Raw genomic sequence first — 11,255 nt, 5'->3', positions numbered from 1 at the left:
GCAGGCTTAGCGGCGCTTGGCCATGGCTTCGATGAAGCGGTCGAACAATGGAGCCACGTCGTGCGGGCCTGGGCTCGCCTCTGGGTGACCCTGGAAGCTGAAGGCGTCCTTGTCGGTGCGCTCGATGCCCTGCAGGGTGCCGTCGAACAGCGACTTGTGGATCGGGCGCACGTTGCCCGGCAGGCTGCTCTCGTCCACGGCGAAACCGTGGTTCTGGCTGGTGATCATTACCACGCCGCTGTCGAGGTCCTGCACCGGGTGGTTGGCGCCGTGGTGGCCGTGGCCCATCTTCAGGGTCTTGGCGCCGGAGGCCAGAGCCAGCAACTGGTGGCCAAGGCAGATGCCAAACACCGGAATATCGGTTTCCAGAACGTCCTTGATCGCCTTGATCGCGTAGTCGCACGGCTCGGGATCGCCAGGGCCGTTGGACAGGAACACGCCATCGGGATTGAGCGCCAGCACGTCGCTGGCCGGAGTTTGCGCAGGCACCACGGTCAGGCGGCAGCCACGCTCGACCAGCATGCGCAGGATGTTCAGCTTCACGCCGTAGTCATAGGCGACCACGTGATAAGGCAGCTCGCTGGCCGGGATTTCCGGATGGCTGTCGCTCTGCAGATTCCAGGTGCTTTCGCGCCACTCATAGCGCTCGGTGCAGCTGACCACCTTGGCCAGGTCCATGCCCTTGAGGCCTGGGAAGCCGCGTGCCAGCTCCAGCGCTTTCTCTTCGGTGGCGTCATCACCCACCAGGATGCAACCGTTCTGCGAACCCTTCTCGCGCAGGATGCGGGTCAGGCGACGGGTATCGATGCCGGCAATGGCGACGGTGCCGTTGGCTTTCAGGTACTCGTCCAGCGGCTGCTTGTCGCGCCAGTTGCTGGAAATCAGCGGCAGGTCGCGAATGATCAGGCCAGCGGCCCAGACACGATTGGACTCGGCGTCTTCCGGGGTGGTGCCGGTGTTGCCGATGTGCGGGTAAGTCAGGGTAACGATCTGCTGGGCATAGGATGGATCGGTAAGGATTTCCTGATAGCCGGTCATGGCGGTGTTGAACACCACCTCTCCGATCGTCTGGCCATCGGCCCCGATGGAATCGCCGCGAAAAATGCTGCCGTCAGCAAGGGCCAAAATGGCAGGTTTGGGGGCTGGCTTAGTCAAGAAGACCTCCGTCTCGATCAAGGCTTGAAGCAAACGCAGGTTGTAAAAAAGCGGGATGACGTGTGAAGGTCATCCCGCTTTTTTATTTGAGCCATTCTGCGTAACTTTTAGTGGACACACTAAAACAGGAAGCTTACAGGAGAACCCTTTTTCGGTCCACCCGATAAGACGCTTCAGTCACACATTTGCGTCAACTCAGGCCCAACACGTCCTGCATGTCGTATAGCGCAGGTGAACGCTGCTGCAGCCACAACGCCGAACGCACCGCGCCCTTGGCGAAGGTCATGCGACTGGAGGCCTTGTGAGTGATCTCCACGCGCTCGCCATCAGCGGCGAACAGCACGGTGTGATCACCGACCACATCACCGGCGCGCACAGTGGCGAAGCCGATGGTTTCACGCTCACGCGCACCGGTCTGGCCTTCACGGCCGTAGACGGCAACCTTGCGCAGATCACGCCCCAGTGCATCGGCGACCACTTCACCCATGCGCAGCGCCGTGCCGGACGGTGCATCGACCTTGTGCCGATGGTGAGCCTCGATGATCTCGATATCCACGTCATCACCCAGCACGCGAGCCGCGGTATCCAGCAGCTTCAGACACAGGTTGACGCCGACACTGAAGTTGGCAGCGAAGACGATGGGTATCTGCTTGGCCGCCTCGCTCAGTTGCTGCTTCTCTTGCGGCGTGAAACCCGTGGTGCCGATGACCATGGCCTTGCCCGCCTGGCGGCAGACTTCCAGGTTCTTCAGCGTCACCGACGGATGAGTGAAATCGATCAGCACGTCGAAATCATCGACAACCGCTGCCAGATCGCCCGCCAGGGCCACACCGACCTTGCCCAGACCGACCAGCTCACCGGCATCGGCGCCGATCAGGCTGCTGTCGGCACGGTCGATGGCGGCGCTGAGCTGCGCACCCTCAGCCTGGCTCACGGCCTCGATCAGGGTCTTGCCCATGCGCCCGGCGGCGCCCATCACTGCAATACGTTGCATACATCAGCTCCAAGCTGTCGCCCCGGCCATGCCGGGGCGCTTTGGGATTAAACGTCGCCGAAGAAGCGCTTGACGCCTTCGAACCAGCCACTGGCCTTGGGCGAGTGGGAGTCGTCGCCCTGCAGCGACTTGCGGAACTCTTCGAGCAGCTCGCGCTGACGCTTGTTCAGGTTGACCGGCGTCTCCACCGCCACCCGACACATCAGATCGCCGGCCGCGCCACCGCGCACCGGGGCCACGCCCTTGCCACGCAGGCGGAACAGCTTGCCGGTCTGCGTGCCTTCAGGGATCTTCAGCTTGACCCGGCCATCGAGGGTCGGCACTTCCAGCTCGCCACCCAGCGCCGCATCGACGATGCTGATCGGCACCTCGCAGTACAGATGCTTGCCGTCGCGCTGGAAGATCGCATGCTCACGCACGTTGACCACCACATAGAGGTCACCGGCCGGGCCGCCATGCGCCCCCGCCTCACCCTCACCGGACAGGCGAATGCGATCACCGGTATCGACACCTGCCGGCACCTTGACCGACAGCGTCTTGCTCTCTTCCACTCGCCCCTGACCATGGCAACTGCCACAGGGATCGGTGATCATCTTGCCGCTGCCGTGGCAACGCGGGCAGGTCTGCTGTACGGAGAAGAAACCCTGCTGCATGCGCACCTGGCCGATACCACCACAGGTGGTACAGGTGACCGGGCTGGTGCCCTTCTTGGCGCCCGTACCATCGCAGGTCTTGCAACCAACCAGAGTCGGCACGCGAATGGTCACGGTGGTGCCACGCACGGCTTCTTCGAGGTCCAGCTCAAGGGTGTAGCGCAGATCAGAGCCACGCTGGGCACCGCCGCGCGAACCACCACGTCCGCCACCGCCGCCAAAGAAATCGCTGAACACGTCACCGAAGATGTCGGAGAAGTTGGCGCCGCCGAAACCGGCACCACCACCTGCGCCCATCTGCGGATCGACACCAGCATGACCATACTGGTCATAGGCCGAACGCTTGCTGGCGTCGGAGAGCACTTCGTAGGCCTCGTTGGCCTCCTTGAATTTCTCTTCGGCGTCTTTGTCGTCCGGGTTGCGGTCCGGGTGATACTTCATCGCCAGGCGCCGATAGGCCTTCTTCAGCTCGGCCTCGCTGGCGCCGCGCTCGACCCCCAGGATCTCGTAATAGTCACGTTTTGCCATAGTAGTGCTGCACTCTCAGATTCGTGAGCTCCAGATACGCCGACGCGGGAGAAGGCTCCCGCGCGGCGAATCCTGCCCGTCGCGAGCGACGGTGGAGCGTAAAGAAGAGGCGGCCCGCTGAGCAGGCCGCATCCCTTACTTGTTCTCCTTGACCTCTTCGAACTCAGCGTCGACCACGTCGTCACCGGCGGCATCCTTGGCATCGCCAGCGTCAGCCTGGGCGGCACCACCTTGCGGCTGCTCGGCGTACATCTTCTGCGCCAGCGGCGTGGTGGCCTCGGACAGCGCGTTCATCTTGGCTTCGATGGCTTCCTTGTCGTCGCCCTTCACGGCAACTTCCAGCTCGCCAATGGCCTTCTCGATGGCCGCTTTCTCTTCGCCAGTGGCCTTGTCGCCAGCCTCGGTGAGCATCTTGCGGGTGGCATGCACCAGCTGATCGCCCTGATTGCGCGCAGTGGCCAGCTCTTCGAACTTGCGGTCTTCCTCGGCATTGGCCTCGGCATCACGCACCATTTGCTCGATTTCTTCCTCGGACAGACCGGAGTTGGCCTTGATCACGATGGACTGCTGCTTGCCAGTGGCCTTGTCCTTGGCGGACACATGCAGGATGCCGTTGGCATCGATGTCGAAGGTCACTTCGATCTGCGGCACACCACGCGGAGCTGGCGGAATCTCGGCCAGGTCGAACTTGCCCAGGGACTTGTTCTGCGCGGCCTGCTTGCGCTCACCCTGCAGCACGTGAATGGTCACGGCGTTCTGATTGTCATCAGCAGTGGAGAACACCTGCGACTTCTTGGTCGGGATGGTGGTGTTCTTCTCGATCAGCGCAGTCATCACACCGCCCATGGTTTCGATACCCAGGGTCAGCGGAGAAACGTCCAGCAGCAGCACGTCCTTGACGTCACCAGCCAGCACCGCGCCCTGAATGGCAGCACCCATGGCCACGGCTTCGTCCGGGTTGACGTCCTTGCGCGGCTCCTTGCCGAAGAACTCGGCAACGGTCTTCTGCACCAGCGGCATGCGGGTCTGACCGCCGACCAGGATCACGTCGTCGATCTTGCTGACGTCGATACCGGCGTCCTTCAGCGCAGTGCGGCACGGCTCGATGGTGCGCTGCACCAGATCCTCGACCAGCGACTCCAGCTTGGAGCGGGAAATCTTCACGTTCAGGTGCTTCGGACCGGAGGCATCTGCAGTGATGTACGGCAGGTTGACGTCGGTCTGCTGGCTCGAGGACAGCTCGATCTTGGCCTTCTCGGCAGCTTCCTTCAGGCGCTGCATGGCCAACGGGTCGCCCTTGAGGTTCATGCCGGTTTCTTTCTTGAATTCGTCGACGAGGTAGTCGATCAGACGAATGTCGAAGTCCTCACCACCGAGGAAGGTGTCACCGTTGGTGGCCAGTACTTCGAACTGGTGCTCGCCGTCGACTTCAGCGATCTCGATCACCGACACGTCGAAGGTACCGCCACCCAAGTCATAGACGATCACGGTGTGGTCGCCTTTCGCCTTGTCCATGCCGTAGGCCAGCGCAGCCGCGGTCGGCTCGTTGATGATGCGCTTGACGTCGAGACCGGCGATGCGACCAGCATCCTTGGTGGCCTGGCGCTGGCTGTCGTTGAAGTAGGCCGGAACGGTGATCACCGCTTCGGTCACAGGCTCGCCCAGGTAGTCCTCGGCGGTCTTCTTCATTTTCTTCAGCACTTCGGCGCTGATCTGCGGCGGCGCCATCTTCTGGCCGTTGACCTCGACCCAGGCGTCGCTGTTGTCAGCCTTGACGATCTTGTACGGCACCATCTGGATGTCTTTCTGCACGACATCCTCGTCAAAACGACGACCGATCAGGCGCTTCACCGCGTACAGGGTGTTGTGCGGGTTGGTCACAGCCTGGCGCTTGGCCGACTGGCCAACCAGGATTTCGCCGTCGTTGGCGTACGCGATGATGGACGGCGTGGTGCGAGCGCCTTCAGCGTTCTCGAGCACCTTGACGTTGCCGTTTTCCAGAATGGAGACGCAGGAGTTGGTGGTCCCCAGGTCGATACCGATGATTTTACCCATGAAAATTCTCCCGAAACTTTGATTTTTCCGCCGCCTGGTTTCGTAGGCGCCGGTAGCACTAAAACGCTTGACTTAGAAATGGGGGCGCTGCCGAGAATTTCAAGCCTGCTCGTCAATGGATGGCGGCGGCGTGGTCGGCGCCTTGCTGACCACGACCATGGCCGGGCGCAGCAGGCGACCATTGAGCAGGTAGCCCTTCTGGAACACCTTGAGCACCGAGTTCGGCTCGACCTTGGCGCTTTCTTCCATCGCCATTGCCTGGTGATGCTCCGGATTGAACGGGGCACCGTGCGGATCGACCGCTTCCAGCTGGTGGCGCGCCAGGGTGTCAATGAACAGCTTGAGGGTCAGTTGCATGCCCTCACGCACGCCCTTGATGGCTTCGTCGTCAGGGCTGGACAGCTCCAGACCACGTTCCAGGCTGTCGACCACCGGCAGCAGGTCATTGGCGAATTTTTCCAGCGCGAACTTGTGCGCCTTCTCCACGTCCTGCTCGGCGCGACGGCGCACGTTCTGCAGCTCGGCCGCTACGCGCAGCGACTGGTCCTGCGCCGCAGCCAGCTGCTCTTCCAGGGCCTGTACGCGAGCCGCCAGGTCGTCGCTCGACGCAGCGTTCTCGGCCGCCTGAGTCTCGGGGTTCTGCGTATCCAGGTTCTGTTCGTCAGCCATGCCTATCTCCTATCGAATGAATCGGCGCGAGTCCGGCTCGCACTCCTGCCGCCTATATGGAGTCAATTCCACAGCTTTCAAGGGGCGATAGACGAGGATTGCCAGGAAAAGAAAAAACACTGTATAAATAACCAGACCTTAATTCGGGAGCGTTCGCCATGCTGGTGCACCTGTCCATTCACAACTACGCCATCGTCGACCACCTGGATCTCGAACTGGATGCCGGCATGAGCGCCATCAGCGGTGAGACCGGTGCCGGCAAATCGATCATGCTCGACGCCCTGGGCCTGTGCCTGGGCGATCGCGCCGACAGCGGCGTGGTGCGCCCTGGCAGCGACAAGGCGGACATTCTCGCCAGCTTCGACCTGGCGGACATTCCCGAAGCTCGCGCCTGGCTCGCGGAACGTGACCTGGACAACGACGGCCCGTGCATCCTCCGTCGCGTGATTACCGCCGAAGGTCGCTCACGCGGCTACATCAACGGTAGCCCCTGCCCACAGGCCGACCTCAAGGCCCTGGGCGAGCTGATCATCGACATCCACAGCCAGCACGAACACCAGTCGCTGCTCAAGAGCGACACCCACCGCCGCCTGCTCGACGAATACGCCGGCAGTCAGGAACTGGCGCGCCAGGTGCAACTCGCTGCACAGCGCTGGAAGCAGACACGTAACGAGCTGGAACGCATTTCCAGCCAGGGTGACGAGCAACGCGCCCGCCATCAACTGCTCAGCTACCAGTTGGAAGAGCTGGATAACCTCGCCCTTGGTGACAACGAACTGGAGCAACTGGAGCAGGAACACAAGACCTTGAGCAACGCCGAAGCCCTGATCGGAGCCTGTCGCCAAGTGCTCGAGCTGTGCAGCGAAAGCGATGCCGGCAACGTCCTGTCAGCACTGACCGCCAGCCTCAACCGCCTGGGTGCCTTCGGTGGCCAGGGTGGCGCCCTCGGTGAAGCCAGCAACCTGCTGGCCAGCGCCCAGATTCAGGTGGAAGAAGCCATTGGCGAGCTCAACCGCTTCGTCGACCACTTCGACGCCGACCCGCAGCGCCAGCAGTTTCTCGAAGAACGCCTGGACACCATCTACACCCTGGCGCGCAAGCACCGCATCCAGCCCACCGAGCTGTCGGCCCTGCAGCAAAAGCTGTTCGATGAACTGGAAAGCCTCAATGCCGATGACCAGGCCAGCGAACGCCTGGCCGAGGAACTGGCCGCCTACGAGCGCCACTATCAGGAAAAGGCCACGGAACTCAGCTCGCTGCGCAGCAATGCCGCCGAGCGCCTGTCTGCCGCCGTAGAACAGGAGATGCAGGCGCTGGGCATGCCAGGTGGGCGCTTCAACATCCAGCTGCAGACGATGAACAGCGAAGAGCCGCATGCCAATGGCCTGGAGATGGTCGAGTTCCTGGTCAGCGCCAACCCCGGTCAGCCACTGCGCGGCCTGGCCAAGGTCGCCTCTGGCGGTGAACTGTCGCGTATCAGCCTGGCGATCCAGGTGATCACCGCGCAAACCTCGCGGGTACCGACCCTGGTATTCGACGAAGTGGATGTCGGCATCGGCGGGCCAACCGCCGAAGTGGTCGGCCAACTGCTGCGCCGCCTCGGCGAACGAGGCCAGGTACTGTGCGTCACTCACTTGCCGCAGGTTGCCGCACAAGGCCATCAGCATCTATTCGTGCACAAGCGCCGCGGTGAGGACGCCACCTCCACCGCCGTGAGCAAACTGGATGAGAGCGGTCGCGTCGAGGAGATCGCCCGCATGCTCGGCGGCGTCGACCTGACCGAGGAATCCCTCGCTCATGCGCGCAAGATGGTGACCAGCGCCCAGGCGGCCTGAAACGCCGCAGCCCGGAAACGATGCAGAAGCATCATTCCCCCGGCTTGCATCCAGGCTACGACACAGCAAAAAGGCGACCCGAAGGTCGCCTTTTTTCATTGCCGCAGAAGCATCAGCTCTTCTTGCGCACGTACAGCACCAGGTTGTGATCGACCAGTTCGAAGCCATGCTCACGCACGATCTCCTTCTGGCGCTTCTCGATCTCGGCGTCGAAGAACTCGATCACCTCACCGGAATCGACACAGACCATATGGTCGTGATGGCCGCTGTCCGCCAGTTCGAATACGGCATGGCCGCCATCGAAGTTGTGACGCACCACCAGGCCAGCAGCCTCGAACTGGGTCAGGACGCGGTATACGGTAGCCAGTCCGACGTCTTCACCGGCCTCCATCAGCGCCTTGTAGACATCCTCAGCGCTCATGTGGCGATGCTCGGCGTTATCCAGCATTTGCAGGATTTTGACCCGTGGCAGGGTCACCTTCAGTCCAGCTTTGCGCAGTTCGTTATTTTCAACCATGGTCTGCTTTCTCATGGATGCTGCTTCGCAGCACCCTTCAATACGGGTATGATCCGGGGTTCAAGTTGCCCAAGATAGTGGAAGTCACCCTCCGATGCAAAAAACCAAGCTCTTGCTGACCAGCCTGTCGCTGACCGGGCTCTTCGCACTCGCCGGTTGTTCATTCCCCGGGGTTTACAAGATCGACATTCAACAGGGCAATGTCGTGACACAGGACATGATAGACCAGCTGCGCCCAGGAATGACCCGGCGCCAAGTGCGGTTTATCATGGGCAACCCGCTGATCACCGACACCTTCCATGCCGATCGCTGGGATTATCTGTACAGCATCCAGCCGGGCGGCGGTCAGCGCCTGCAGGAACGCGTCAGCCTGGTATTCGACGGCAGCGACCAGCTGGTTGGCCTGGCCGGCGATTTCATGCCCGGCGTCAGCCGTGATCAGGCGATCATGGGCGAAGACAGCGACACCAGCAGTGCTCAGCCGCAAGCCAAACCGCAGGATGAAACGCCGCCAGCACCCGGCTCGCTGCTGGAGCAGATCCAGCGCGAAGTGGACCAGGTCGAGACCGTCCCGGTGCCGACGCCGGAGCCGCTGGACACCGATCCGCAGTAACACGCGGACACTAAAAAGCCCGGAGCGAATCCGGGCTTTTTCGTATCTGCCGCCTGATCAGCCAAACGACGGCAATCATCAGGCGGGTTCTTCGCCCTCTTCCCTGGCCTTGGCTTTGGCCGCGCGCTGCTTGCGCACTTCCTTGGGGTCGGCGATCAACGGCCGATAGATCTCGACACGCTCGCCCTCCTCCAGCACACGCTCCTCCGGTTTGCCGACCGCCTTGCCGAAAATACCCAGTGGCGCCTGGTTCAGGTCCAGCTCGGGAAAGAACTGCTGCATACCGGAACGCAGCGCAGCCTCACGCACCGTGGTGCCAGCCGGCACGGAAAAACGCAGCAGCTTCTGCCGCTCGGCCAGCGCGTAGACCACCTCGATGACGATGCTCGGCTTATCCATACAACTGCTTGGCTCGCTGGCAGAAGGCGTCGACCATGGTGTTGGTCGCCTGATTGAACAATGGGCCCAATGTGGCGCGCACCAGAGGCCCGGCATAGTCGAAGGTAAGGTCCAGACTGATCTTGCAGGCCTTGTCACCCAGCGCCTTGAATTCCCACACGCCGTTGAGGCTGGTGAAAGGCCCTTCCTGCAGATTCATCTCGATACGCTGGCCAGGCGTCAGCACATTACGCGTAACGAAACGCTGACCGATGCTGCCCTTGGCGACTTCGAGGCTGGCCAGCATATGCGTTTCACTGACCTCCAGCACCTCACTGGAGCGGCACCAGGGCAGGAACTGCGGGTAGCTGGCGACATCGTTGACGAGATCAAACAGCGCTTGCGCCGGGTAAGGCAACAACGCCGAGCGCTGGATTCGAGTAGTCATTTACTTGCTCAGCTCCGCGATGAAAACGATCAGTACGCCGATCGGCGCCACGACGCGAATCAGCCAGAGAGACAGATTGAACAGCAGCGGGCTCCTGATGGCCAACTCTTCGCGCACCGCTTCGCGGTTCAGCGCCCAACCGGCGAACATGGCGAACGCCAGGCCACCCAGCGGTAGCAGGATACGGCTGGTGAGGTAATCGATGCTGTCGAAGAAGGTCTTGCCGCCCTCGACGCCCCACTGCAGCAGATGGAAGCCGTCCTCGGCGAAGACAAAGAACTTGGCCTCGGCCCACAAATTGAACGACAGCACCGTGCCCATCCCCATCAGCCAGCAAAACAGCGCCAGCACGGCGGTGACCTTGACGCGACTGCGCCCGGTCTTCTCGACGAAGTAGGCAACGGCTGGCTCCAGCATGGAGATCGATGAACTCCAGGCCGCCACGGCCACCAGCACGAAGAAGATCAGGCCCATCACCTGGCCGAAGGCGATGTTGCCAAAGGCGATCGGCAGCGTCACGAACATCAACCCCGGCCCGCCTCCCGGCTCGAGCCCGGCGGCAAACACGATGGGGAACAGCGCCATGCCGGCGGTCAGCGCCACCAGCGTATCGAGCAGGCCGACAGTCAGCACCGTTGCGCCAATCGAAGCCTTCTTCGGCATATAGGCGCCGTAGACCATGATCGAACCGACACCGACGCTCAGGGTGAAGAACGCATGGCCCATGGCGGCGAGAATGCCCCCTTGCACCTTGCTGGGATCGAAATGGAAGAGGAAGTCGAAACCTTCGCGAAAATGCCCGGTGCTGAAGCTGTAGCCCAGCAACACCAGCAGCAGCACGAACAGCAGGGGCATCATGATGCGCAGGCTGCGCTCCAGCCCGGCCACCACGCCTTTGGCGATGACGAACGCGGTCCCCAGCATGAACAGGCTGTGCCACAGCGTCAGTCGCCACGGGTCGGCAGTCAGCCCACCGAACGCCGCACCGGCGCCGTCGGCGCTGATGCCGGTGAAGTCGCCACGCCCCATGCTGAGGATGTAGTCCAGCGACCAGCCAGCCACCACGCTGTAGAAGGACAGTATCAGCAGCGCAGCGACCATGCCCATCAGCGCGGCCAGTGACCAGTGCTTCGAGGCGCCGGCCTCCAAGGCCAGGCTCTTCATTGCGTTGACCGGGCTCTGCCGGCCACGGCGGCCGATCAGGGTTTCCGCCAGCATGATCGGCACGCCCACCAGGGCGATGCAGAACAGGTACATGACGACGAACGCACCGCCACCATAGACCCCGGTCATGTACGGGAACTTCCAGATATTGCCGAGGCCTACAGCCGAACCGGTGGCCGCCAGAATGAACACCCAGCGACTGGCCCAGGCACCATGAATTGAAACTTTGTCGCTCGCCATTGCGGC

The 11,255-nt window shown here is 62.2% G+C and carries 11 protein-coding genes; 2 read left to right on the top strand and 9 right to left on the bottom strand.

Features of this window, described 5'->3' with window-relative positions; translation table 11 throughout:
* Nucleotides 1–6: 6 nt before the first annotated feature.
* From carA to grpE, 5 genes are all read right to left on the bottom strand, one after another.
* Nucleotides 7–1,155, bottom strand: coding sequence for a glutamine-hydrolyzing carbamoyl-phosphate synthase small subunit (carA, locus tag PCLY_RS18030; protein ID WP_061240991.1), 1,149 nt, complete (start codon nucleotides 1,153–1,155; stop codon nucleotides 7–9).
* Between the two features lie 190 nt (nucleotides 1,156–1,345).
* Entirely contained in the window at nucleotides 1,346–2,149 is an 804-nt protein-coding gene (gene dapB / locus PCLY_RS18025) for a 4-hydroxy-tetrahydrodipicolinate reductase (protein ID WP_061240990.1), read from the bottom strand.
* A gap of 47 nt (nucleotides 2,150–2,196) precedes the next feature.
* On the bottom strand, nucleotides 2,197–3,330 hold the full coding sequence (dnaJ, locus tag PCLY_RS18020) for a molecular chaperone DnaJ (protein WP_061240989.1): 1,134 nt from the start codon (nucleotides 3,328–3,330) through the stop codon (nucleotides 2,197–2,199).
* A 135-nt stretch (nucleotides 3,331–3,465) separates the two neighbouring features.
* Nucleotides 3,466–5,385 carry a molecular chaperone DnaK gene (dnaK, locus tag PCLY_RS18015; protein WP_061240988.1) on the bottom strand — a complete coding sequence of 640 codons (1,920 nt, stop codon included), beginning with the start codon at nucleotides 5,383–5,385 and terminating at the stop codon, nucleotides 3,466–3,468.
* A gap of 99 nt (nucleotides 5,386–5,484) precedes the next feature.
* On the bottom strand, nucleotides 5,485–6,054 hold the full coding sequence (gene grpE, locus PCLY_RS18010; RefSeq protein ID WP_061240987.1) for a nucleotide exchange factor GrpE: 570 nt from the start codon (nucleotides 6,052–6,054) through the stop codon (nucleotides 5,485–5,487).
* Nucleotides 6,055–6,212: 158 nt separating this feature from the next.
* Between grpE and recN the strand changes: the two genes are divergently transcribed.
* Nucleotides 6,213–7,889 (top strand): DNA repair protein RecN, encoded by a 1,677-nt coding sequence (gene recN, locus PCLY_RS18005; RefSeq protein WP_061240986.1) that lies wholly within the window; start codon nucleotides 6,213–6,215, stop codon nucleotides 7,887–7,889.
* Between the two features lie 112 nt (nucleotides 7,890–8,001).
* On the opposite strand, the gene fur is transcribed toward recN, so the two are convergent.
* Nucleotides 8,002–8,406: a ferric iron uptake transcriptional regulator gene (gene fur / locus PCLY_RS18000; RefSeq protein WP_037001567.1), complete on the bottom strand. Its 405-nt coding sequence runs from the start codon at nucleotides 8,404–8,406 to the stop codon at nucleotides 8,002–8,004.
* A 94-nt stretch (nucleotides 8,407–8,500) separates the two neighbouring features.
* Here fur and PCLY_RS17995 point away from each other — a divergent pair, with 94 nt between their 5' ends.
* A complete protein-coding gene (locus PCLY_RS17995; protein WP_061240985.1) occupies nucleotides 8,501–9,019 on the top strand; it encodes an outer membrane protein assembly factor BamE in 519 nt (172 codons plus the stop codon).
* 78 nt (nucleotides 9,020–9,097) lie between these two features.
* On the opposite strand, the gene PCLY_RS17990 is transcribed toward PCLY_RS17995, so the two are convergent.
* From PCLY_RS17990 to PCLY_RS17980, 3 genes are read right to left on the bottom strand one after another with little or no spacing between them, the layout of a single operon-like run.
* Nucleotides 9,098–9,418: an RnfH family protein gene (locus PCLY_RS17990; protein WP_061240984.1), complete on the bottom strand. Its 321-nt coding sequence runs from the start codon at nucleotides 9,416–9,418 to the stop codon at nucleotides 9,098–9,100.
* On the bottom strand, nucleotides 9,411–9,845 hold the full coding sequence (locus PCLY_RS17985) for a type II toxin-antitoxin system RatA family toxin (RefSeq protein WP_061240983.1): 435 nt from the start codon (nucleotides 9,843–9,845) through the stop codon (nucleotides 9,411–9,413). The genes PCLY_RS17990 and PCLY_RS17985 overlap by 8 nt, the downstream gene beginning before the upstream one ends.
* The gene (locus PCLY_RS17980) at nucleotides 9,846–11,249 is read right to left on the bottom strand and encodes a sodium-dependent transporter (RefSeq protein ID WP_061240982.1); all 1,404 of its coding nucleotides are present in this window, start codon (nucleotides 11,247–11,249) and stop codon (nucleotides 9,846–9,848) included.
* Nucleotides 11,250–11,255 lie beyond the last annotated feature (6 nt).

Source organism: Ectopseudomonas composti (assembly GCF_001567565.1).
Lineage (GTDB): Bacteria > Pseudomonadota > Gammaproteobacteria > Pseudomonadales > Pseudomonadaceae > Aquipseudomonas > Aquipseudomonas composti_A.
The sequence above is the reverse complement of the archived record's forward strand: the minus strand, read 5'-3'. Positions and strand labels throughout refer to the sequence as shown.

Excerpts from the sequence above, each read along its gene's own strand:
- dapB (WP_061240990.1), bottom strand. The coding sequence starts at position 2,149 with ATGCAACGTATTGCAGTGATGGGCGCCGCCGGGCGCATGGGCAAGACC.
- dnaJ (WP_061240989.1), bottom strand. The coding sequence starts at position 3,330 with ATGGCAAAACGTGACTATTACGAGATCCTGGGGGTCGAGCGCGGCGCC.
- dnaK (WP_061240988.1), bottom strand. The coding sequence starts at position 5,385 with ATGGGTAAAATCATCGGTATCGACCTGGGGACCACCAACTCCTGCGTC.
- grpE (WP_061240987.1), bottom strand. The coding sequence starts at position 6,054 with ATGGCTGACGAACAGAACCTGGATACGCAGAACCCCGAGACTCAGGCG.
- recN (WP_061240986.1), top strand. The coding sequence starts at position 6,213 with ATGCTGGTGCACCTGTCCATTCACAACTACGCCATCGTCGACCACCTG.
- fur (WP_037001567.1), bottom strand. The coding sequence starts at position 8,406 with ATGGTTGAAAATAACGAACTGCGCAAAGCTGGACTGAAGGTGACCCTG.
- PCLY_RS17995 (WP_061240985.1), top strand. The coding sequence starts at position 8,501 with ATGCAAAAAACCAAGCTCTTGCTGACCAGCCTGTCGCTGACCGGGCTC.
- PCLY_RS17990 (WP_061240984.1), bottom strand. The coding sequence starts at position 9,418 with ATGGATAAGCCGAGCATCGTCATCGAGGTGGTCTACGCGCTGGCCGAG.
- PCLY_RS17985 (WP_061240983.1), bottom strand. The coding sequence starts at position 9,845 with ATGACTACTCGAATCCAGCGCTCGGCGTTGTTGCCTTACCCGGCGCAA.
- PCLY_RS17980 (WP_061240982.1), bottom strand. The coding sequence starts at position 11,249 with ATGGCGAGCGACAAAGTTTCAATTCATGGTGCCTGGGCCAGTCGCTGG.